At 43.6% G+C, this 23,217-nt stretch carries 21 protein-coding genes and 1 tRNA gene; 10 read left to right on the top strand and 12 right to left on the bottom strand.

The window, feature by feature from the left end:
- Position 1: 1 nt before the first annotated feature.
- The 3 genes from gspL (at position 2) to pdxB (ending at position 3,099) form a co-directional block, all read left to right on the top strand.
- Positions 2 to 1,246 carry a type II secretion system protein GspL gene (gspL, locus tag OQE68_RS27725; RefSeq protein ID WP_180566799.1) on the top strand — a complete coding sequence of 415 codons (1,245 nt, stop codon included), beginning with the start codon at positions 2 to 4 and terminating at the stop codon, positions 1,244 to 1,246.
- Positions 1,243 to 1,716, top strand: coding sequence for a type II secretion system protein M (locus OQE68_RS27720; RefSeq protein WP_180566800.1), 474 nt, complete (start codon positions 1,243 to 1,245; stop codon positions 1,714 to 1,716). The genes gspL and OQE68_RS27720 overlap by 4 nt, the downstream gene beginning before the upstream one ends.
- Before the next feature lie 222 nt (positions 1,717 to 1,938).
- Complete coding sequence (gene pdxB / locus OQE68_RS27715; RefSeq protein WP_180566801.1) at positions 1,939 to 3,099, top strand: 4-phosphoerythronate dehydrogenase PdxB; 1,161 nt, start codon at positions 1,939 to 1,941, stop codon at positions 3,097 to 3,099.
- A gap of 165 nt (positions 3,100 to 3,264) precedes the next feature.
- On the opposite strand, the gene OQE68_RS27710 is transcribed toward pdxB, so the two are convergent.
- The 3 genes from OQE68_RS27710 to OQE68_RS27700 all read right to left on the bottom strand — a co-directional run bounded on the left by OQE68_RS27710 (position 3,265) and on the right by OQE68_RS27700 (position 5,664).
- Complete coding sequence (locus tag OQE68_RS27710) at positions 3,265 to 3,429, bottom strand: PA1571 family protein (protein ID WP_180566802.1); 165 nt, start codon at positions 3,427 to 3,429, stop codon at positions 3,265 to 3,267.
- Between the two features lie 405 nt (positions 3,430 to 3,834).
- Entirely contained in the window at positions 3,835 to 4,266 is a 432-nt protein-coding gene (locus OQE68_RS27705) for a hypothetical protein (protein ID WP_180566803.1), read from the bottom strand.
- A 183-nt stretch (positions 4,267 to 4,449) separates the two neighbouring features.
- Complete coding sequence (locus tag OQE68_RS27700; RefSeq protein WP_180566804.1) at positions 4,450 to 5,664, bottom strand: pyridoxal phosphate-dependent aminotransferase; 1,215 nt, start codon at positions 5,662 to 5,664, stop codon at positions 4,450 to 4,452.
- Between the two features lie 223 nt (positions 5,665 to 5,887).
- Here OQE68_RS27700 and msrB point away from each other — a divergent pair, with 223 nt between their 5' ends.
- Positions 5,888 to 6,283, top strand: a complete 396-nt coding sequence (gene msrB, locus OQE68_RS27695; protein WP_180566805.1) for a peptide-methionine (R)-S-oxide reductase MsrB — start codon at positions 5,888 to 5,890, stop codon at positions 6,281 to 6,283.
- 37 nt (positions 6,284 to 6,320) lie between these two features.
- Complete coding sequence (locus OQE68_RS27690; RefSeq protein WP_180566806.1) at positions 6,321 to 6,824, top strand: glutathione peroxidase; 504 nt, start codon at positions 6,321 to 6,323, stop codon at positions 6,822 to 6,824.
- A 70-nt stretch (positions 6,825 to 6,894) separates the two neighbouring features.
- Here OQE68_RS27690 and OQE68_RS27685 read toward each other — a convergent pair whose 3' ends face one another.
- Together OQE68_RS27685 and OQE68_RS27680 are read right to left on the bottom strand one after the other, a co-directional pair.
- A complete protein-coding gene (locus OQE68_RS27685; protein ID WP_180566807.1) occupies positions 6,895 to 9,279 on the bottom strand; it encodes a hybrid sensor histidine kinase/response regulator in 2,385 nt (794 codons plus the stop codon).
- Between the two features lie 65 nt (positions 9,280 to 9,344).
- Positions 9,345 to 10,082 carry a hypothetical protein gene (locus OQE68_RS27680; protein WP_180566808.1) on the bottom strand — a complete coding sequence of 246 codons (738 nt, stop codon included), beginning with the start codon at positions 10,080 to 10,082 and terminating at the stop codon, positions 9,345 to 9,347.
- 336 nt (positions 10,083 to 10,418) lie between these two features.
- Between OQE68_RS27680 and OQE68_RS27675 the strand changes: the two genes are divergently transcribed.
- The 3 genes from OQE68_RS27675 to OQE68_RS27665 all read left to right on the top strand — a co-directional run bounded on the left by OQE68_RS27675 (position 10,419) and on the right by OQE68_RS27665 (position 12,834).
- Positions 10,419 to 10,494 (top strand) — tRNA-Glu (locus tag OQE68_RS27675).
- Positions 10,495 to 10,643: 149 nt separating this feature from the next.
- On the top strand, positions 10,644 to 11,621 hold the full coding sequence (locus OQE68_RS27670) for a carbohydrate kinase family protein (RefSeq protein ID WP_180566809.1): 978 nt from the start codon (positions 10,644 to 10,646) through the stop codon (positions 11,619 to 11,621).
- Complete coding sequence (locus OQE68_RS27665) at positions 11,614 to 12,834, top strand: AGE family epimerase/isomerase (protein ID WP_266195848.1); 1,221 nt, start codon at positions 11,614 to 11,616, stop codon at positions 12,832 to 12,834. The genes OQE68_RS27670 and OQE68_RS27665 overlap by 8 nt, the downstream gene beginning before the upstream one ends.
- A gap of 30 nt (positions 12,835 to 12,864) precedes the next feature.
- Here the strand turns inward: OQE68_RS27665 and argF are convergent, their stop codons facing one another.
- Positions 12,865 to 13,863 (bottom strand): ornithine carbamoyltransferase, encoded by a 999-nt coding sequence (gene argF / locus OQE68_RS27660; RefSeq protein WP_180566810.1) that lies wholly within the window; start codon positions 13,861 to 13,863, stop codon positions 12,865 to 12,867.
- 584 nt (positions 13,864 to 14,447) lie between these two features.
- Between argF and OQE68_RS27655 the strand changes: the two genes are divergently transcribed.
- Complete coding sequence (locus tag OQE68_RS27655) at positions 14,448 to 14,654, top strand: hypothetical protein (protein ID WP_180566811.1); 207 nt, start codon at positions 14,448 to 14,450, stop codon at positions 14,652 to 14,654.
- An 11-nt stretch (positions 14,655 to 14,665) separates the two neighbouring features.
- Complete coding sequence (locus tag OQE68_RS27650; RefSeq protein WP_180566812.1) at positions 14,666 to 15,313, top strand: hypothetical protein; 648 nt, start codon at positions 14,666 to 14,668, stop codon at positions 15,311 to 15,313.
- Between the two features lie 205 nt (positions 15,314 to 15,518).
- On the opposite strand, the gene astB is transcribed toward OQE68_RS27650, so the two are convergent.
- The 6 genes from astB to OQE68_RS27620 form a co-directional block, all read right to left on the bottom strand.
- Complete coding sequence (gene astB / locus OQE68_RS27645) at positions 15,519 to 16,856, bottom strand: N-succinylarginine dihydrolase (protein WP_180566813.1); 1,338 nt, start codon at positions 16,854 to 16,856, stop codon at positions 15,519 to 15,521.
- 60 nt (positions 16,857 to 16,916) lie between these two features.
- Positions 16,917 to 18,392: a succinylglutamate-semialdehyde dehydrogenase gene (gene astD, locus OQE68_RS27640; RefSeq protein WP_180566814.1), complete on the bottom strand. Its 1,476-nt coding sequence runs from the start codon at positions 18,390 to 18,392 to the stop codon at positions 16,917 to 16,919.
- Between the two features lie 2 nt (positions 18,393 to 18,394).
- Positions 18,395 to 19,435 carry an arginine N-succinyltransferase gene (astA, locus tag OQE68_RS27635; RefSeq protein ID WP_180566815.1) on the bottom strand — a complete coding sequence of 347 codons (1,041 nt, stop codon included), beginning with the start codon at positions 19,433 to 19,435 and terminating at the stop codon, positions 18,395 to 18,397.
- A 323-nt stretch (positions 19,436 to 19,758) separates the two neighbouring features.
- Positions 19,759 to 20,559: a DUF1338 domain-containing protein gene (locus tag OQE68_RS27630; protein ID WP_180566816.1), complete on the bottom strand. Its 801-nt coding sequence runs from the start codon at positions 20,557 to 20,559 to the stop codon at positions 19,759 to 19,761.
- A gap of 74 nt (positions 20,560 to 20,633) precedes the next feature.
- A complete protein-coding gene (locus OQE68_RS27625; protein ID WP_180566817.1) occupies positions 20,634 to 21,671 on the bottom strand; it encodes an arginine N-succinyltransferase in 1,038 nt (345 codons plus the stop codon).
- Position 21,672: 1 nt separating this feature from the next.
- Complete coding sequence (locus OQE68_RS27620) at positions 21,673 to 22,902, bottom strand: hydrolase (RefSeq protein WP_180566818.1); 1,230 nt, start codon at positions 22,900 to 22,902, stop codon at positions 21,673 to 21,675.
- Between the last annotated feature and the right edge of the window lie 315 nt (positions 22,903 to 23,217).

Genomic DNA, 23,217 nt, shown 5'->3' with positions numbered 1-23,217 from the left:
TATGAGTGATTGTTTTATTCAATGGCATGATGAGTTGCTAACAGCAGCCGATCAGGAGCTTTTTCTGAGTTGGTGCTGGGGTGATGCCGAAGGAAATGCAGCAACCACTGTGGTTACTGATACCATGGCGGTGTTAGTGGAGCAGTTAAAGGCTAAGCCTAAAGCGCAGGCAGTTTTGGTATTACCCAGCCAGCGTTGTACGGTTACTGCAGTGAAAGTGCCTTCTAAACAGCGTAAGCATATTGAGCAGTCTGTGCCCTTTTTGCTGGAAGAGCAGTTAGTCGAGGATGTAGAAGAGTATCACCTGACGTTATTGGCGGTGACGGAAGAACAACTGGTGCCAGTGATTGCGGTCAATAAAGTCTATCTTGCGCAGGTGTTAAGTTATTGTCAGGAACATGGGGTTGAGCCTGACCGGATTGTGCCTGCATCTGTCTTATTAGCGACTGAAGCTAATCAACTAATTGCAGATGCTGATCAGGCTGTGTTGAGGCTGCCAGGCTGGCAATTTAGTCTTATTAATACCCAACAGTTGTCGATGTTGCTAGGCACGGTGATTAGCGTTGAGGAGGAGTTAGCGGGGGTATATTTAGGTGATACTGAGCCTAATAGATTGCCGTCCATTCCTTTGCTCAGTTGGCAACAGCAAGCCATCCCAACTTTGTGCTGGATGGCTAATAATCTCTTACAAGATGCGGCATTAAAGCGGATTAATTTGCGCCACGGCCAGTTTAAGCTACTGCAGGCTGATAGTGGTGTTTTGCAACAATGGCGTTGGTCAATTGCGGCGGGAATGATGGCTATTGCATTATGGGGCAGTGGCCAGTACTGGCAAATAAAACAGTTGGAAAAGCAGGCAGCACAATATGAAACAGCTGCTGTAGAACTCTATAAACAGCTGTTTCCTAATGATACGATTGTGGATGTCTATGATCAGTTTAAGGCGAAATTACAAGGCCGCCGGGTTGACCAGGGCTTAGCGTTTTTACAAGCATTACATAAATGGGGACAGGCCCAACAGCAATTACCTGATGGTCAAATTACCGTGAAAAATATCGACTTTCGTGAGCAGGGACGATTTTCCCTGGAAGTCAATGCGGCGTCACTGGATTCAGTCGATAAATTATTGGCTGCCGTTAAACAGCAGGGGCTGAGTGCTGAGCTAAAATCGGCGAATCACAACCAAGAACAGGTGGTGGCACGCATTGTTGTGAAACACTTAGCTGTTAAACAGGAGGCAGGATGATTCAACAATACTGGCAACAACTGTCGACTAATGACCGCCGAGCTTTAATGGTGTTATCAGGCTTTATACTGGTTGCATGTTTGTATCTGTTAATCTGGAAGCCGCTGGTTAACCGTTATAATACAGCTGAAAGTGATGTGGCTTATTGGCAGGAAGCCTATCAGTTTATGGAGCAGCGTCAACAGCAGGCAAAACTGCTAGGTGGACAAAATCAGCGAGCCAGTTTAAACGTGAACCAGCTTCGCCAGCTGATTACCACTCAAGCAGCTCAGCATGGGTTAACAATTAACCGTTTGGAACCTGGGCAAAGAGGTGTAACTCTTTGGTTAGAGAAGGTGCCATTTACTTCTGCACTAAAATGGTTAAATCTATTAGCAACTCGCCATCAGGTAAATGTGAAAGCAATTCAAGTGAGCCGACAATCAGATGCAGGAGTTGTTAATATACGAGCGGAATTTCCTGTAATCTAAAAAGGCACCTTTAAAAATGCATTTTTTCCGCGATAGCTGTGTTAGCCCCGTACTCAGGTCCTCATGTATTTCTAATACACTGTGGCCTTCGGCAACTGCTCCTTGCGTTGCTCTAACTTCTGCCTCCATGCAGTCGTCCGTGCGGTGCTGCCTTGCTCTCACGAAAAAATTACAATTTTAACAGAGCATTTCAAGGCTTTTTTAGTTTGTTTAGAGTCTATTATGAAAATTGTTGCTGACGAAAATATCCCATTACTGAATGCCTTTTTCCAATCTATTGGGGATATTACAACTTACCCTGGACGGGAGATTGGCCCTGAGCAGGTCGCAGATGCTGATATTCTACTAGTGAGGTCAGTTACCCAGGTTAATCAAGCATTACTCGCTAATAGCAGTGTCCGTTTTGTTGGTACCTGTACTATTGGCACTGATCATATTGATTTAGCCTATTTGGAAGCGCAGGAGATTAACTTTGCGGCTGCACCTGGCTGTAATGCTAATGCTGTGGTTGAGTATGTGGTTAGTGTGTTAGATGTGCTGGCTGAACAGCAAGGGTTTAACTGGCAAGATAAAGTGGTGGGGATTGTTGGTAAAGGTAATGTAGGTGATCGCTTATATCAGGTGTTAAATAAGTTGGGAATCACTTGTCTTGTGAGTGATCCTATTTTGGAAGCAGCAGAAGACGAAAGTTGTGAATATGTTTCCTTAGATCAATTACTGGCTGAAAGTGATATTGTCACTTTACATACCCCATTGACAGAGGCGGGCGATTATCCGACTCATCATCTTTTGGATGCAGCTCGTTTAGACAAGTTAAAGCCCAACGCTATTTTAATTAATGCTAGTCGTGGTGCGGTAGTTGATAATCAAGCTCTGATGAGTTCACTTTCTGCTGGAAAACCATTGACAGTGGCTTTAGATGTATGGGAGCAAGAGCCTGAGATTAATCGTCAACTGTTGCCTTTAATCACAATCGCAACCCCTCATATTGCCGGCTACAGTGTAGACGGCAAAATTGCTGGCACTGAAATGGTATATCGAGCTATTTGTCGTGCATTTGGATTACCCAGCCGGGTGCGAGTAGAAGGTATTAAGCCGCTACCTAAGTTAAAAGCTCTGAGTTTTAGTAGTGATGCCTGTTTGGAAGAAGTATTATCGACGTCTATCCGTTCTGTTTACGATGTAAGACAGGATGATGCATTACTTCGTAACAGCTTTCGCGCCTTAGCAGAAGATGCTTCTACGGCTCAGGTATTTGATTCACTACGTAAGCATTATCGTAGTCGAAGAGAGTTTTCTACTGTAAAAGTTAAAATTAAGAAATGTTCTGGTAAGGTCAGTTCTGCACTGAAAGCCCTTAACTTTAATGTAGTAACAGTTTAATGATGCCCTTCATCAATCATTTGTGAAGAGTATAAAAAACACCGCCATTGGCGGTGTTTTTATGTGGAGAGCAGATCACAGGAAACTCGCTTGTTGATGCCTAATTATTCAGTGCAACTGTCGGTTTTGTTGTTATAAGTGACTCGCTTTATGTGATGATTAGGTTTACTTTTTCTTATAAACCCAGGCTTTTTCTAGCCTTTTACAAGCCTTCATAATCATTTGTTCGGTAATGGGGATTTCATTACCATTTTCATCAATGATGGCGGCGCCGTATAGCAAATTTTCGGGTCGTGGGGATTTCGTCGTCATTATGGGTTGGGTGTGCATAAGTTACCTCTTAGCCTAATCAGTACATGAAGATTTATTACCAAAGCACCTGTTATGACTGGATGATTATTAATTTAGTTTTACTCCAAAGTGCTAAGGCGTTTAGTGGATCACACTTTATTGTTTTTAGTCCTTTTTTTGTGAGGTTAAACGAGAATGCTTACTTCCTGCAACTATCTTGAAGGGCTTTTTTTATACCGTTCAGGACTATTAAAAGAAACACTGATTTTTAAAACCTTTTATATGTAAGTATACGCTTATTTAAAACGTAGGATTTCTACTTATAGGACTCAAGTGACCATTTTGACAGGCTCAGAAAACTCACAAGCAGCAACGCCAGTGGTCATCAAAGGCCTAAAGCGCTGATAGTAGAGGGCTGCCTGTCAACTTTCAGGGATCTGTTAACTAGCGGCTGCTGGTAAAAAAAGTCTTTAATACTTGCTTAATATTATTAGCGCTTTGGGTATGCACAGCATTACGTAGTTGTTGGGCTAGGGTGGCCTGTTGCTCAGCTATAGTTGGGGGTAGTTGTGGGTCATCTGGCTTGGGTAGGTTGAGCCCTGCTAAGCGAATAAAGGACATTTCAGTTAATACAGCCTGGTCAATAGCATCCTGGCGAATAGTATCCTGGTAGCGTAAATAACCTTCACTGCCTAGCCAAAGCATGCAACCAAAGCATGCGAGATGTCGGTCATGGGGGATGCCAAACTCATCTGGCTCATAATTACCAATGATATCATCCACATACAGTGTGCTACTGCGGGGAAAGACCCGATATAACCGGAGTAAGGTATGGGCGCAGTCGTGATAAAAGTCGTCAATATGAATATCGGCCATTGGCTAACAACTATTTAGTTTTTAGTTTGGTAAGTGGTTTTGCTTGAAACTCTATCTTTGCAGCAGTATCAAGGCAGATAGTTTTTAGCGATGTACCCTGATTGAAGGAATACACCACCAGCCTGTTAGGCAACTACCTATTAGAAAATTTAGTCGACTTGTCGTCAAATTGTCACGCTAAGTTTAACGGAAATATTGTTGCAAAAACTCACCAAAGCGAAGAATAGCATCTTGTAAGTCTTCTGCATGGGGCAAGGTAACAATGCGGATATGATCGGGATCTGGCCAGTTAAAGGCTGTACCTTGTACAAGCAAGATTTTTTGCTGTAGAAGCAAGTCCAGTACCAGCTGCTCATCATTAACAACAGGGTAAACCTTTGGGTCCAGTTTAGGGAAAGCGTATAAGGCTCCTGTTGGCTTCACACAGCTCACCCCTGGAATCTCATTGAGTAACTGCCAGGTGATGTCGCGTTGCTCTTTTAAGCGCCCACCAGGTAGCACTAAGTCATTAATGCTTTGATAACCCCCCAGTGCAGCCTGGATAGCATGCTGAGTAGGCATGTTAGGGCATAGCCGCATTGATGCCAGCATATCCAAGCCTTCGATATAGCCTCTGGCCTTTTGCTTGGGACCGCTGATGACCATCCAGCCTGAGCGAAAGCCTGCAGCTCGATACGACTTAGACAAGCCATTAAACGTAATTGTCAGAATATCATCAGCCAGGCTAGCCAATGAATGATGCTGAATGTCATCGTATAAAATTTTGTCGTAAATTTCGTCAGCAAAAATAACCAGTTGATGTTGCCGGGCAAACTCAACAAGCTCTTCTAAAAAAGCTTTTGGGTATACGGCACCCGTTGGGTTGTTAGGGTTGATGATGACAATACCACGGGTTTTACGGGTGATTTTCTGCTTAATATCATCAAGGTCGGGGTACCAGTTGGCCTGTTCATCACAGCGATAGTGAACGGGTTTGCCACCTGATAGGCTAACCGCGGCTGTCCACAGGGGATAATCTGGAGAGGGAATTAATAACTCATCACCGTTATTGAGCAGGCCCTGCATGGCCATCACAATTAATTCACTAACGCCATTGCCAATGTAAATATCATCAATGGCAACATCCAGCATGCCTTTTTGTTGGTAATACTGCATTACCGCTTTGCGGGCAGCAAATAAGCCTTTTGCATCACCATAGCCTTGGGCTTGTGGCAAGTTATGGATGACATCCTGAATCAACTCTTCAGGTGCATCAAAACCAAAAGGGGCGGGGTTGCCGATATTGAGTTTAAGTACGCGATGGCCTTCATCCTCAAGGCGTTTCGCTTCGTTGAGTACGGGACCACGGATGTCATAACAGACATCAATTAACTTCTCAGATTTATCGACCAACTGCATGGTATGACCCTGTAACGAAAATTTTCCTGAGAAAAAGCCTTTCTTTGTTTATTGAACAAGGCTGATTGAGCAAGGTGGATTGACCAGGCATCAAAAAGGGCTTTTTCCAAATTAATCTAAGCCTGTTTATACCTGCAATTAGGGTATATTTTTTTGGTAGCTAAGATTAAGCTGAATTGTAATGGGTAAAGATGGATAAATCACTGGCTAATTGAGGTCAATTATGGCAAAAGTTGACAAATCGGATGCCCAATGGCGGCAGGAGTTAACCCAAGAGCAATACCGAGTATGCCGACAAAAAGGAACTGAGCGACCATTCTCTGGGCAATATGAGTCATTTGATAGTGAAGGGATTTACCACTGTGTTTGTTGTGGTCAGGCACTGTTTGACTCTAATCATAAATATCACTCTGGATCTGGCTGGCCAAGTTATTGGCAACCGGTGAGTAGTGGTGCTGTTGCAGAAACAGGTGATCATAGTTTGGGTATGCAGCGTATCGAGGTGCTTTGTAGTCAATGTGATGCCCATTTGGGGCATGTCTTTCCGGATGGGCCAGAACCCACTGGACTACGATACTGCATTAACTCTGTTGCTTTAGATTTTTCACCTAAAAAATAGCGCTAATCATAATCAACAAATTAAGCGAGAGTTATTCATGGATGGAATCTACCAAATAGCTTGTCAAACCATTGATGGAAAGTCAGTGATGCTGGCCGACTATGCAAATAAAGTGATGCTGGTTGTTAATACAGCCAGCCAGTGTATGTTTACACCACAATACCAGCAGCTAGAACAGTTATTCCAACAATACCAGCACCAAGGATTGGTGGTTTTGGGTTTCCCCTGTAATCAATTCAGACAACAGGAGCCGGATAATGAATCAGATATCCAACAATTTTGCACGACTCGCTATGGGGTGAGCTTTCCTTTATTTGCAAAAATTAACGTCAATGGTGATGAGGCGCATCCTCTGTTTCAATTGTTGAAACAAAAAGCCCCCGGCTTATTGGGTAGTCGAGCAATTAAATGGAATTTTACGAAGTTTCTGGTTTCCCCTCAGGCTAAGCATATTAAACGTTATTCGCCACAAACTTTACCTGAGGCGATAGAGTCTGATATTAAAAAATATTTAGCAATGCAAAACAGTCAAGCAGCCTAGTGGTGTATGTGCAAAATAAGACTATTCAATTTTACGCTTGGACATGCACTACTATGCAGATTTAATTAGCTTAAGCGGTTTTCTGGCTGGGTTTGGGGGAAATCCATTTATCAATTACCTGACGCAGTTGCTCGCTTTTAAAGGGTTTGGCAATGTAGTCATCCATACCGGCATTAAGGCATTTTTGCCGGTCATGACTTAATGCGTTGGCAGTCAGCGCTACAATAGGAATATGTTGAGTGGCTGAATTATTTCGCAGCTGCTGGGTGGCTGCATAGCCATCCAGCACAGGCATGTTGCAGTCCATAAAAATTAAGTCAAAATTATTTTCTTCGCAAAGGTTGATACAGTCTTGGCCGTGGCTGGCTAATGTGACCTGATGGCCGAGCTTTTCCAACATCCCTTTAGCAACCATTTGATTAATATGATTATCTTCTACTACCAGTAATTGATAAGAAGGCGCATGTGCATCCGTTGTTGTTTGTATCGGTGTGATATTGCTCTCAGGCATTGAAATATGAAATGTGGTTAATAAGGTTTGGTATAAATCATTTCGCCTAAGTGGCAAAGGTAGCTGCTGATTAATGTGTAGCAGCTCTACTTCCTGCCGGGTAAGGAGTGATTGATGAGGCGTCGCATAAATAATATTGATGTCTGGTGCCAGGCTGTAAAATTCCTGAATAACACCTGGGTTATCTAGAATAATGCAGGAATATGGCGCTAACTGCCGATCTTGTAGCTGACTGGCCAGTGGTGTTTGATTATCTAGTAAGGTATGGGGCATCTGCCAATAGCTAAAGTAATGACTCAAGGTTTCTTGTAATGCTTCGTGACAATAAATCAGTATATGATGCTGGCGTAATTGCTGATCAATTTCGATGTGTTGTACCTGTTCAGGCTTAGGCAGTGGAAGAGTGACAGTGAAGATACTGCCTTTATCAAGCGTTGACTGTGCTTTTAAGCTGCCTCCCATGGCTTCTGCCAGGTTTTTACTCAAAGCTAAGCCTAAACCTGTGCCACCGTACTTGCGATGAATAGATTCGTCTGCCTGAGAAAAAGGCTTAAAGACTTCATCAATGGTTTCCTGGCTAATGCCAATACCTGTATCAGATACTTCAAACTGAATAGCAAATTCAACGGGACTTTCTTTTAATATAGAGGCTGCTACTTTTACACTGCCTTCAGCAGTGAACTTGATAGCATTGCTTACTAAATTACCTAAAATCTGGTGAATGCGGGTAGGATCACCTACCAGATTTTCGGGAATAGCTGGGTCAATGTCACACTCAAGAGAAAGGTGTTTATCGGTGGCATTTTGACTAAACAAATTAACAACATCTTCAATGGTATCTCGTAAATCAAATTCCACTTGCTCTAGCAGCAACTTACCTGACTCGAATTTTGATAAATCTAAAATATCGTTTAATAGTTGAATTAGCACTTTGCCAGAATTATAAGCAATGGTGAGCTGTTGTTTTTGTTCGGGTGTAAGGTCTGTGTCGAGAGTTAAACCAATCATGCCTAGCACCCCATTAATAGGAGTACGAATTTCATGGCTCATATTGGCTAGGAAGGCGGCACGCGCATTAGCCATCCGTTCAGCTTCTTGTCTGGCACGATTGAGCATATCGTTGCTTGATTGCAGTTTTTTGTTAGCAGCTAGTAACTCGCTGGTTCGCTCATCCACTATGGTCTCTAGTTCTGTCAGGTAATGACGTAGTTGGTCTTCTGCTTGATGGCGCTTTTTCAGATGAGAGTTAATGCTAGTAAAGTGATGATTGGTACTACTCACCAACTCGCCAATTTCATCTCGCTCATGACCGGGGGGACAGGGGAGTTTTGCCGACTCATCCCGCTCAGGGTCAAGTTGTCGCATGGATTTGATGATTCCCACTAGAGGCTTAGTGAGCATGGCATAAAACAGCAGGAGTAATATAATGGATAAAAATAAGCTGCGGATAAAACCTGTAATTAAGGTCATCGCTGCACGTTGCAGGAAGTTTGCTCCAATAGCATAGGTATCAATTTCAATTTCTAAAATTCCCAGCCGCTCCTGAGGGTTGTAATCGATATGCAACACTTCGCGATAATGCCGGGTTTTGCCAAACAGAAAGTCACTTAAGTCTCGATAAGGCGCTGCTTGCACTGGCTCTCGTGCCTGGGCAAGGACGACACCGCTATTATCCAGTAATTGAGCGCTGATGATGGTTGGTGATTCTAACAGCCCATTAACCAGCTCTTGGGAAAGCTCGGTATCTATGTTGTAGGCCATGCGTGCGGCAGGATTACGGGTGATATCAATGATGCTTTTGATCTGATGATCGATAAACGTTTTCTCATAACTAAAGTCCATTGCCACTTGGACAAAACTGAGCAAAGTACCAATAAAAAAAGCCAGCAACACCGTGTTTCTGGCTTGTTTGTAAGAGAGTCGCTCGGTAAATTTAATATTCATTGACTATATACTGCATTACTTCTTCTGTTTTTCAGCTTAGCAGCTGCCGAATTATGCTTTATTGGCTAATCGTAAACATTTTTCTTTTTCCAGTCTTCATCTGAGCTTTTTAGTTCGTCCAGCTGGTCAACCAGTTGGCCACTGTCTTCTGCAGGGCTTGCTTTGTCGGTTTCTTTTTGCTCAAGGGCTCGAATGAGGGATTGTAACTGCTTAATTTGCTCAACGTATTGTTGTTTCTGGTTGTGTTTTTTCAGTTCATCAAGCGCTTGGGTGTAATAACGAATAGCTGATCGGTATTTTTCTTGTTTCTCTGCTTCTTTGGCAAAAGAGCTGAGTAGTTCTACTGAGGTGGTGACAATCAAACCTTTAATCAGTACTGAAAATTTATTGGCATCTGCTTTATTAAGACGATTGCTTTTATAGCTATCTGATACTTGGCGATAGAGCTCGTGCAATAGCGATTGAATTTCTTTGGCCCGCTTTTCAGACGTGATGGCAAAGTGCTCTTGTTGTTTATTAGCAATTTCCTGTTGAATGACACTTAGCCGTTGTTTCACCTCTTCCATTCCCTTTAGAACATCAGGGGGCACCTTTCTACCACATAGTGTTTTGATGCATTCTAAAGCCTGCTGTTTTTCTTCTAGTAGAAATACTGCCAGGCCATTACTCAGCATTTGTAAGGGGATATCGTTAAGCAAATAGTCAGCTCGTCGAACTCGGCTGTTAAATTCTGATAATAGTCGGGCTTTCTCTAGTCGAGCATTTTCTAGAGAGTGTTTGACGTATGCAATGATAGTGATCACTATAATCACTGCTATGATTGCAATAACTATGCTAAATGGTGCCACTGCCTTCCCCGTGAGATTAGATAAAAAATAATAGTTACTGCTGAAAGCATAGCTCACCCACCTGATGTAATGCACTTTACCGGGTGTAAGTCAGTCTGCCCAGAAACTTGAGCAGGCTCTACAGGTTTCCATATTGGCTGTCTATCTGCTGCTGCTGAGCTTGTCATCCAATTGTTAAAAATAAGAAAAATACTTGACGCTGCTAGTATAACTATCTACTATAGCGCCGCCTGCTCGCGGTGGCGAGTAGTTGACGTTGAAGTATCAGGTTAACTGAATTGTTGACTTGCTGTCCCCTTCGTCTAGTGGCCTAGGACACCGCCCTTTCACGGCGGTAACAGGGGTTCGAGTCCCCTAGGGGACGCCACTTATCAAAAAAGCAGCCAGTTTGGCTGCTTTTTTTGTTTGAGCTTCCTTAAATTATTCAATTCTATCTTGATCGGTTCACTTTAAACTAAACGCCAGCCGTCGTATCCTCTATTAATTTCACAACCTTTTTCTTAAAGGGTATTACCAATGAGCATAGTTTATTCATTTGGTGAGCTGCTAGTGGATATGCTGGCACAGCCTGACTCGCAGCAAAGTGTTAATTATCGGCCGTTTCCTGGTGGTGCGCCAGCTAATGTAGCCGTGGCAGTGGCAAAGCTAGGGGGTGAAAGTCGTTTTGTGGGACAGGTCGGTGATGACTTTTTTGGTCATTGGCTGGTTGAGGCAGTCAAACAGTATGATGTGAATAGTGATTATCTGTTTGTCACTAGCCAGGCTAAAACCGCGCTAGCATTTGTGAGTTTAGATGCTCAAGGGGAGCGTTGTTTCAGCTTCTACCGAGATCAATCGGCGGATCTTTGTTTTGATCAGGCATGTTTGGATCGGGTTGACTTCGCTGCAGCCGCTATTTTTCATTGCTGTTCCAATACCCTTACCCATGGGGCTTTAGCTGAAGTGACCCAGGAAGCATTACAGCGTGCTCGACAGCAGGGGGCGATTACGAGTTTTGATATCAATTTACGACCGGCGCTTTGGCCTGAAGATCGATCGCCACAAGCAGTGATTACTGATTGTATTAAGCAAGTTGATATCATTAAAGCCAGTGTTGAGGAGTTAGCCCAGTTAAAGCCAGACTGGAGTCTTAGCCAGTGGCAGGACCTGTTTATAAATAATGGCACTCAACTCATCGTTTTGACTGATGGTGCCAGGCCAGTACAAGTGGTGACACCTGATGGTCAATTTGAGCAGGCGGCGCCCATTGTTAAGGTCGTTGATACTACAGCAGCCGGCGATGCTTTCGTGGGAGGCTTATTATTTGGTTTGGCTAATGGGCTTAAGCAAGGATTAGCATTTACCGACTGGCTTGCCTCTGGTGCGCTTCAAGAGACTGTTGCTCAAGCAGTGGTATGTGGTGCTTTAACAGTAAGCAGGGCTGGGGCTTTTCCAGCATTGCCCTACCGGCACGAAGTTGATGAGTTTTTGCTGCGAGGGCAAGGCGGTGAATAAAACAGATAATGCCAAAAAAAAACAACCTGATTTTCAAGATCCTGACTTTTTATTAGCGCATATTCGTTCCATATTAGGGTTTTACGATAGTCGATGTATGGATCAGCGACGAGGTGGTTTTTATCACCATTTTAAGGACAATGGTAATATTTATGATCAGGATACTCGACATTTAGTGTCTAGTGCCCGCTTTGTATTTAATTATGCCAAAGCGACTCGTTTTATTGATCGCCAACAATATTTGCCTTATTTAAAGCACGCCATTGCATTCTTAGAACAAGCTCACTGGCAGCCGGATACGGCTGGTTATGCCTGGTTGCTGGGGGGGGATAATCAAATACTCGATGGTACTAACCACTGCTACGGTTTAGCTTTTGTTTTGCTGGCTCATGCAGAAGCACTTCAGGCAGGTGTTGGCTCTGCTGAAAAAATAGCGGCTGTTTTTGATTTGATGGAACAACATTTTTGGGATGCCCCTCATCAGTTGTATAAAGATGAGGCATCAGCTGACTGGCAGGTAGTTTCGCCTTACCGGGGTCAAAACGCCAATATGCATAGTTGTGAGGCATTAATTGCTGCCTTTCAAGCTACAGGAGAGCAGCGTTACCTGTCTCGTGCTCAATGTTTGGCTGAGAAGGTAACCCAGCAGCTAGCCAGGCAAGGGAGTGGTTTTATTTGGGAGCATTACGATACGGCCTGGCAGATCGATTGGGACTATAACCGAGATAACCCGCGCCATTTATTCCGTCCTTGGGGCTTTCAGCCAGGCCACCAAACTGAATGGGCGAAATTGTTATTAATCCTAAACCGTTATCAACCTGCAGACTGGCTGGTAAGTACGGCAGAGCACTTATTTAGTGAATCACTGGCCATTGCCTGGGATAGCTCATTAGGTGGGATTCATTATGGCTTTGACCCTAGCCATCGTATTTGTGATAGCGATAAATATTTTTGGGTGCAGGCAGAAAGTTTTGCTGCTGCTGCATTATTGGCTGAAGCAACCAACAATTCAGATTACTGGGATTGGTATCAGCGTATCTGGCAGTTTAGTTGGCAGCATTTGGTTGATCATCAATATGGTGGCTGGTTTCGTATTCTGGATGGAAAAAATCAAAAATATGATCAATTAAAAAGCCCCGCGGGTAAAACAGATTATCATACCATGGGGGCTTGCTACGAAGTACTTAACGTGTTGGGTCAGCTACCTGATTAAGTACTCGTTATGACTTCTAATCACCAGGCATTAAGCCAAGGTTGCCACCATCACTGATTTAATAGTGTGCATTCGGTTTTCTGCTTGATCAAAGACAATAGCGTGGGGTGACTCAAATACATCTTCTGTCACCTCTAGCCCATCAAGCCCATATTTTTCATAGATAGTTTCACCAATGGCGGTCTCTCGATTATGAAAAGCCGGTAAACAGTGCAGGAATTTGACTTTAGGGTTGCCCGTTAAATTCAGTACCTGTTTATTGACTTGGTAAGGGCTCAGCAGCTTAATGCGTTCTTCCCAAATAGACTCAGGCTCACCCATTGACACCCACACATCCGTGTAGAGAAAGTCGACGCCATTGACGGCGGCTGCCACATCTTCGGTAAAAGTAAGGGTGGCGCCAGTATGGGCTGCAATAGCCTCTGCCTGTTCAATAAGTTCTGGTTGAGGGCGGCATGGGATAGGGCAGGCCATGCGGAAGTCCAAGCCCATTTTAGCGGCACCAATCAGTAGAGAATTACCCATGTTATTGGCACCATCGCCCAGATAGCAGAGTGATTGGGCTGACAGCGCTTTGGTGCTGTGCTCAGTCATAGTCAGAAAATCAGCCAGAATTTGAGTAGGGTGGAACTCATCGGTTAGGCCATTCCAAACAGGTACACCGGCATATTTAGCCAGTTCTTCAATAGTCGCCTGATGATAGCCACGGTATTCAATGGCATCGTACATGCGGCCTAGCACTCGAGCGGTATCTTTCATTGACTCTTTATGGCCAATTTGGGAGCCACTCGGGGCCAAATAGGTCACCTGAGCCCCTTGATCATAAGCCGCTACTTCAAAGGCACAGCGAGTTCGAGTTGAGGTTTTTTCAAAAATCAGCGCAATATTTTTTCCTCGTAACCGAGGTACTTCATTACCAATGTATTTAGCCGACTTTAAGTCGCTAGCTAAATTGATTAAAAACTGAATTTCGGCTGGGCTGAAATCAAGTAGCTTGAGGAAGTGCCGATTGCGCAAGTTAAAGGCCATGATGATTTCCTTGTATTAAATCGTCTGGCTAATTAATGAAAAAGGGTAAATAAAATAACGGTTAACAGAAAGGTGCTGTTAACCAAGCCGGTAAGGTTAACATGAAAAAATAACCTAGCCCGAATTTTTCATTAGATATCGAAGCGGGTGCTCTTCCATCCACTTGATAGGACGTGTATGATTGGCCGCCTATACTTGTAGTAAGGATAATGTCAAGTTTTTAGGGCTTGTTGTCTTAGTGCATTTTTTGGCAAGCGACACGCTTATTCCAGTAGTAACAGGCCTTATGTATCATCCAACAGCAGCTTAAATAAACCTTGTTAGTGCCTTAATCCATCGGAAACCGTTGATTGCTGCGCTTTAGGTCTTTATAATCCGCCGGGAACTTACTCTGGGTGGGTCTTTCCTGCTGCTGAGTGCTTTTAGATGGGGTAACCTGTCAGGACTGAGTTTAAATAATCACAGCTTAATGTATTTCCCACACTTTTATTTAAGTAACACAGTTGTCCTGGGACATAGCATGTCAATAGGTTGTTACAGCATTACTGGAAGATGCCGTAAATGATGGTAAGCAAAGTAGCTTTATGGCAGTTTCATTGGGGGTACAACGTGTGGGGTGTGAAATAAACCAAGTCAACCTAACCTGCCAAGCTATTTGCTTGGCATCATGTTGTCGCGTTTGGCTTTATTTAACTGCTGAGTGGATCACTAGTGTATTGATATTGATGCTATTACTGGTCAGTGAGGATCAAGCCAATCCATTAAACTTTAACCAAGACCTGGAGAAGTGAACTAGGCATTTATGATGACAGAAATTAGTAACCTGGAACAAATTGAGCGTTTAGAACAATTAATGGCAGTAGAAGAGGAAGTGCGTTCCTCTTTTGAAGAGCAAATTGAGGGCTACGAAAAACAAATTCAATTATTACGTAAGCAATTACAGTCGGCTAAGTCTGAAAATAAGCAAATGCACAATCAGACTGAGCAGCTAAAAAAACAGCTAAAACAAGTTAATCCAGAGCGAGCAAAACGTAAAGCGCTGGAGCAAAGAAAGCGTAACGAAGAGCTGACCAAAGGTAACCAGCTTCTTAGAACCAAAGTTACTGAGCTGAAAGAAAAAGTAGCGGCCTTAAGCAAAGACTTAGAACAGGCCAAGCAAGAAGCAGAAACAGGTAATGAAGACGCTGATTCAACGCAATCAGAGTCGCCAGTAACGTCAGTGACGAGCAAGGTTGAGCCTGTATTTGTTTCCTCCAATGAACACTGGAAAGTGTATCCTATCGAAGCAGCGATTGCTGATGACCACCCAGAAAATGCTAAATACATAGTGCTTGATGTAAGAACAGGTTGCACTAAGTTAGCTTTGTTGGAAGAGGGTGAGGTCAACTTCCCTACCATGAACCGCTTACCTCAGGAAGTAAAAAACTTTATCCAGTCAGAAGGCGCGTAAAGTCGGTAAGCTGACCGTTATTCAGCCATAAAGGGTTACTAAAGAGGCCATTACCAGCCGTCATGGAAAATTGATCATGATAGCTGGTAATGGCCTTTTTAGTTATTTTCTGTTTACTGGTTAAAGCAGGTCTTCGTGTCATTTGCCTATTGGTTTTAGGCAAATGAGTACTAGAGTGAAGAGGAGTGGCTTTAAAGTAGTGTCATTAAAGTTGGAAAGGGTAGACTGAGCCTAACTCTAAAATATCAGTCAGCTCATCAAGGGCTGCCCGTGACTCAACTAACAATTTAGGGTCAGCTAAGTCAGCTTCAGTTAAGTGGTCACGATAATGTTTTTCAATCCAGGCATCTAATTGTGAAAATAAATGATCGCTCATTAGACAGGACTGATTGATTTCTGCCTGTTCGACTTCGGTTAATACAACTCTTAGTCGCAGACAAGCAGGCCCACCGCCATTACACATACTTTGTTTTAGGTCGAAAAATTTCACTTCTTTTATTGGGTTATTGCTTGCAATAAGCTTTTGTAGATAGTGGTAAACAGCTGTATTTTCTCGACACTCTTCAGGTACGATGATCGCCATGCCACCTTTAGGTAAGGCAATGAGCTGGCTGTTAAATAAATAGGAGCTAATTGCATCAGCAACGGAGACAGCGTTAGTAGGCACCTCAATAAAATGAAAAGGTGAGTCACCAAATGCGGCTGTAATATCTTCTGTTACCTGCTGTTTGGACAAAAAAGCTTCTTCATGGAAAAACAGTGTATTCTGATTGCCGACAGCAATAACATCATTATGGAATACACCTTGATCAATCACTTGTGGGTTTTGTTGGGCATAAACAACTTTACTGGGGTTGAGCTGGTGCAATCGAGCAATTGCCATCGACGCTTCATAGGTTTGCCTGGCAGGATATTTAGTCGGTGCAGGTTTGCTGGTATCAAACGCATACTTACCAAATACAAAAAACTCAACACCAGCATCATTATAGTTTTCGCAAAAGCGGGTATGGTTGGCAGCACCTTCATCACCAAAGTGATCAGCACCTGGTAAGGCCGCGTGATGGGCAAAATGCTGCTCGTTGTCAAAAATAGCATTTAAAATACGCCCAGTGGTGTGATGTTCAATAGAACGGTGAAACTTATTGGTTAAATTGGCGGGGGTAAAGTGTACCCGACCATCACTGGTATCCGCACTGGGTGATACGGTTGCAGCATTGGCAGTCCACATGCTGGATGCAGAGCAACAATTAGCAAGTACCCTTGGTGCTTGCTTGGCCGCCTGCTTCAGAACCGCTTGATCAGAACCGGTAAAGCCAAGTCGACGCAGAGTATGAATGTCTGGGCGTTCCTGAGGGGCTAGCACCCCTTGCACCATCCCCAGGTCATACAGCGCCTTCATTTTTTTCAAGCCTTGTTTGGCGGCTTCCCTCGGGTTGGAAGCCGCTTGCTGGTTCAACTCTGATGCGACATTACCGTAAGACAAGCCGCTATAGTTATGGGTAGGCCCAACTAAGCCATCAAAATTGGCTTCAACTGCTTGCATGGATTACTCCTAAATATCGTAGGGGTATTACCCTGAATTATGTAATTAGAGTAGATGAAATTAGTGTTTAGGGATTGATAAGCCAGGTGCTAATTTTTCTGGCAAAGTCACTTCATCTGCCTCTAGGCTGGCAACTGGGTAAGCACAATAGTCGGCTGCATAATAGGCGCTTGCTCGGTGATTACCGCTCGCTCCAACGCCTCCAAAAGGTGCAGCACTACTTGCTCCTGTGGTTTGCTTGTTCCAGTTGACAATCCCTGCTCGAATTCGGCGTAAAAAATAGTCATAACGCTCACGGTCGGCGCTTAATAGCCCAGCAGATAAGCCATAACGCGTATTATTGGCAGCAGCCAGCGCCGCATCAAAGTCGTCATAACGAATCACTTGTAGTAAAGGACCAAACAATTCTTCATCGGGAAGCTTGTCTATCCCGGTAACATCGATTAAGCCGGGGCTGAGTAAACCAGTACCTGGTTTTAATTTAGCGGCTTTAACTAATGGCTTGCCACCCAGTTTTTCCAAATTAGTTTGGCCAGCGAGGATGTGATCAGCCGCAGCTTCAGTGATGAGAGATCCCATAAATGGTTGGTCTTCAGCATCATAAAGACCTACCTTAATATGTTGCATAGCTGCTTGTAATCGGGCTAAGAAAGTATCGCCTTGTTTGGTATTAGGCACAAACAAGCGTCGAGCACAGGTACAGCGCTGACCCGCTGAGATGTACGCAGACTGAATTGTGTCATGGACCGCAGCATCAATATCATTGACCTGGTCAAAAATAAGTGGATTATTGCCTCCCATTTCTAATGCCAGGATTTTGCCAGGATTACCCGCAAATTGCTGATGCAGCAAATGCCCTGTATTGGAGCTACCAGTAAAGAATAAGCCATCAATGCCTACATGATTGGCGAGCGCAATGCCCGTTTCTTTTTCTCCTTGCACTAGATTTAATACCCCAGCTGGAATACCGGCTTGCTCCCACAGTTTAACCATCGCTTCAGCCACTTTTGGAGTAAGCTCACTAGGTTTAAATACCACCGTATTACCTGCGAGTAGAGCCGGTACAATATGGCCATTGGGAAGGTGGCCTGGGAAGTTGTAAGGACCAAATACCGCCACAACTCCATGAGGACGATGGCGGAGTACTGCACGGCCTGCGGGTAACTCTGCCGTTTTGGTGCCAGTCCGTTCATGATAAGCCTTAATAGATATATCGATTTTGCCAATCATGGCTGCTACTTCCGTACGAGTTTCCCAGAGAGGCTTACCCGTTTCTTGAGCAATCAGCAGTGCTAATGTTTCTTTTTCCTGACTAAGCAGCTGCGCAAACTGTTTGATAATGGTTTCCCGCTGCTCATAAGTTAAGTCTGACCAAGCTAGAAAAGCATCACGGGCAGCACTAACAGCAGTATCAACCTGAGCGGTAGTAGCACTGTTGCCTTCCCAAATAACAGCATTTTTCGCTGGGTCTATAGACGTAAATGGTTTGCCTTCACCGGCTTGCCAGTTGCCATTGATAAATACGGTTGCTGTCATTGTTAAACTCTCCTACCACTGGATAAAGGTACCACCCGTACAGAGTCACCTTCTTCAACTTGAAGGTTGGCAGCAACGGTCGGCGTAATATAAATCAGGTTTTGTTTATCTTGAGTAATCGGACTCATACCGCAACGGAAATTTTCAAGAGAAGTGTTGCTAATTAAATGTAACTCGCCTGACTGATGATGAGCCTCTTCGCTAATGCGAATTTTTACATAATGGCTTTCACGAATTGCTCGAATTTCATCAAAGCGGGCTGTAATGGTAGGTCCGGCATCAAAAATATCCATATAACCTTCATAGCGGAACCCCTCGGCTTCTAGCATTTTTAACGCAGGTAAGGTGTTTTCATGGACCTTGCCGATCACTTCTTGGGCGCTTTTCGGTAAAAGATTGGTATAAATCAGGTGTTTAGGCATTAATTCGGCGATAAAGACTTTTTCACCAATACCGGTTAAATAATCGGCTTTCGAAAAATCGATAGAGAAAAAGTGGCGGCCTAGGCCTTCCCAAAAAGGTGAAATACCATCTTTATCAGAGATCCCACGCATTTCGGCAATGACTGTTTCGGCGAATCGCTGAGGAAATTCTGCCATAAATAAAAAACGGGATTTTGACAGCAAACTGCCATTTTTGCTGTGCCGATAATCTGGGTCTAAAAATAGGGTGCAGATTTCTGAACAGCCCGTATGGTCATTGGTAATACTTAATGTATTAACAACATTGTGAACATTCAGCTCACGGGAAGAGTGCATTAAAGTTCCCAGCCGATAGTTATACCAGGCTTCGCTAAGGCCAACGCCGGCCATAATGCCGCAAATGCCAGCTACCCGGTCATTTTCGGTATCTTCTAAAACAAACAGATAGCTTTCTTCGCCTGGCTCTTTAACCTCTTTGGCAAAGGCAGCTAACGATTTTTCAAGACGGTTTCGAACCAGCTTTTCATTAGGCTGCAGCGAGGTAAACCCTGGGCCTGTTTTTTCAGCAAGTTCATACAATCTATCGTAATCGTCGGCTGCGATAGGTCGGATGATCATCATAATGTGGTTACTCACTTGTAAGTAAAACTATTAAACCTCAAAAGACATATAAGCCTCATAAGACAGGTAAATCTCAAAAGCCATAAATCCAAAAACGACAGTCGCTTTATATGAGGATTAATAGAAGACACTTTACATTGTTATACCTTGATTGGTTTCATTGTTATTTATACCCAACACTTTGTAGGTTATCGCAAAAGTGACCGAATATGGGAGAACAGGGTATTCCGTAGCTGTTTTTCCATATCAAACAGTAAATTTACTTTTAACATGCTTTTGCAAATTCCGCTTTGGGCATTGAATTATATGTTATTGGTCATCAGTTACCTGGCATCGGTACTTTCAAAAATTTTATCAGCTGACTGAGCAACAAACCCTTGATATAGCTCCCCTGAAGGTAGTGGGTAGCGACGTGCAAACTCATAGAAACAGCTGGGAATTGCTACAGTTTGGTCATTAAATTGAACTGCTGTTTTATTGGCTAACGTTGCAGACTGCTCCAGATAGACGTCAGGTGACCCTTTAATGAGTCCTCCACTGGTGTTAAGTTTGAACCCTTGATCAAGCAGGAATTGATTAACAGCTTCCAGTGACTGATGGGATTTTAGGGCATTAATATATACTGTAAAGTGGTTTGGACGATAGCCAAATGCGCTCATCCAGGCGGCATATTCACTTTCTGCCAGTAATTGCTGGTAAGTAGCATAATCTGTATTCCAATGACGGCCAGAAAAACAGAAATCATCTGCAGTGACTGCATCTGCTGGAATTTGCTCAACTAAATACTCAATGATAGCGCGGGTCTCTTGAGAAAGCTGTTCAACCAGTAATTCGCTGATAAATATTTTGGGCAAATTTGGATCTTCATGTTGAAAATGCTTGGCATAAAGCTTCTTTGCTTTAAATTCATATTCTCCAGCAGCCTCGTAACCGGCTTCAATAAAAGGTTTGGCTACTTGGTTTATTGACACTTTAGCTACATTAAAAGTACGTAAGGCAATATGGTCGTTAATGACTTGTTCATCATTTTGGTCAGAAAATAACTGATAAATTTTCTGTGCATCAGGGTTGAGGTTTAAATAATCTTGCCACATGGCATTCATTAACGGGTCAATTTTTCTCATGACAACTTCCTATTACTACTTAATTACTATCAGTTGCTGTGTTTCTTCACGGCTAATAATTCTGGTTAAATGACTTAATTAGGGGTGCTCAATTGAACCGGTGAGTACTGAATATGATCACCTTTTGATAACAGTAGTGCGCTGGCTTCTGCTTCAGACAGTACTGGCTGCTCAGGGTTAAAGGGAATTAACATGCAACGATATTGGGGTTGTAATTGATTGCTTACTAAATACCACTGATCAACGGATGGTTCTGGGCTGGTTCTTTCACCAATGACTGGTTGACATTGTTGGCTATTACTAATGGTTTTAAGCTTTTTGGTATCAGCTTCCAACGTTGGACCGGCATCAAAAATATCCATATAACCCCGGTGTTGAAAGCCTTCTTGCTTAAGTAATTCCATGTTGAAAGTCACATCTTCCCTCGGCTTACCAAGAATTGCCTGGGCTTCTTTGCTTAGTAAGGGAGCATACACTGGATATTGTGGCATTAAGGTGGCAATAAATGCGTTGGAGTTAATACCCACTAAATAAATTGCTTTGGCAATATCCATACTGAAAAAATGTTTGCCTAGGCACTCCCAAAAGGGGGATTTCCCCTCTTTATCTAATACTCCTTGCAATTCGACAATAGTTCGCTCAGCAAACCGGCTTAATGCTAGGTTGATAAATAACAAGCGGGCTTTTGAAAGGAGTTGATAGTGGTGCTCTCGTTGATATTGCGGGTCAATAAATAACGTACATAATCGAGTAGAACCGGCGTAATCCTGACAAAGGTGTAATGCAGGAATACGGTTATGGATTTGTAATTCAGGTGATGCATGAACCACTGAACTAATCCGGTAATTGTAAAAAGGCCACTTTAAACCAATTACCGCTTCAATACCGGATACACCAATAATTTCCTGGGTGGCCTGGTTTTCCAATACGAAATGAAAGCTTTCACCTCCAGGCTCATGATTTAACTGTTTTAGCGAGCGTTGGGTGGAGCTAATAATACTGCTTAAGTGATCACGATTAGCGGGCAGGGTGGTTAAACGGCCTCCGCAAATAATCGCGAGTCGCTCTAGCGCAGGTAAATCATTATGAGTCACAGGCCGGACAATTAGCATATTAGCGCTCCAGCCAGGCTTGCTGGTCACCAGTAGCCAGCTTAAACAGTAATAACGCGGATAATTTGGCGCGAGTGACCAGGCTATCTACCTTTAGATACTCTTGATCACTGTGAATATTGCCCCCTTGAACCCCCAGGGTATCAATATTGGGTAAACCATGGGCTGCCAGGTTATTGCCATCACAGCAACCACCCGTTGGTTTCCAGGTAATATGTAAACCTAATTCTTGGCCGCAGCTTTGAGCTAATTCAAACAGTTTGGTATTAGCGTTAGAGAGCACTTTCGGCTTGCGACCAAACTCTCCATGTAAGGTTAAGCTAATCCCATCCCGCTGATTAATCTGTTCAACCAGTTGATTAAGCTGTTCTAAACACCAGTTTTCATCAGCAGGATTATGGAGACGGATATTGAATTTGCTGATACACAAATCCGGCACAATATTGACTGGACCGCCACCTTGAATAAAGCCTGGGTTGATAGTCACCCCGTCTCGCTGGCCATTTAAGTCATCTAACTGACTGATAAAGTCGCTGAGGGCCCGAATCGCATTGCGACCCAGATGATGCTCACGACCAGCATGAGCGGCTTTGCCTCGGCATACCACGGTGAAATTACCACTCCCTTTGCGTGCGCCCGCCAGGTCACCATCAGGAAAGCAAGGTTCATAGATCAACCCCACATGGTTACGTTCGGCACAACCAGCAAATAAGGTTTTCGAGCTGGGTGAGCCGATTTCTTCATCGGGGTTAAACAGAATTTCCCAACCAATTTTTTCAGCAAAAGGGCTGCGTTCGAGGCACTCTAAAGCTTTCAGCATCACCATAATGCCACCTTTTAAGTCGGTAACCCCGGGGCCATTGAGGGTGTTGTCATCCAGCCAGCGAATAGATTGGAAGTGGTGATTAATACCAAACACGGTATCCATGTGGCCACAGAGAAATACCCGAAATGGGGCATCAGGGCGCTTTACAATACTGAGTGCATCACCCAAGGGGGAATTGATGACCTCGCCTTGATCGTTGATTTGTTCATAGTCAGGCATAGCAATAGTAGTTTGCTCACCATTAAGCGGGCGAGTCAGCTCAGCCAGCTTTTGGCGAACTTGATTAACACCTGCCGCATTGAGACTGCCAGAGTTAATATTGGCCAGTTCAATGGTCTGATTAAGCATGTCATCATGCTGGCTGTCGAGCCAATCTAGGTAGGGAGCAAAGGTCTTATTATTCATTTAACCACTTATCATTGTCTCAGCTTTCCTTACTGCACATTATTTCGAAAAAAGGACATAGAGACTAGAGAGGGAATGATGGGATTGCGACAGGATTTATCAGTAAAAGGTCGTAACTTGCTAAATGAGGACTAATTGCAGCAGTGGTTTTTGGTATGTAGGGGGCTTTCCTTAGTGAGTTGTCGTAAAAAAGGCGGTTAGCATTCTGGCACTATAAAACTTCCCTCTTTGAAAAGAGGGTGTTGCAAAAGGGTGCCGAAAGTAAATTTAGTGTCCGATATGGAATAACAGGCTATTCTTCCGCCGCTCTTGAAG

The sequence above is a fragment of the Spartinivicinus marinus genome, assembly GCF_026309355.1.
GTDB classification, from domain to species: Bacteria; Pseudomonadota; Gammaproteobacteria; order Pseudomonadales; family Zooshikellaceae; genus Spartinivicinus; species Spartinivicinus marinus.
The sequence above is the reverse complement of the archived record's forward strand: the minus strand, read 5'-3'. Positions and strand labels throughout refer to the sequence as shown.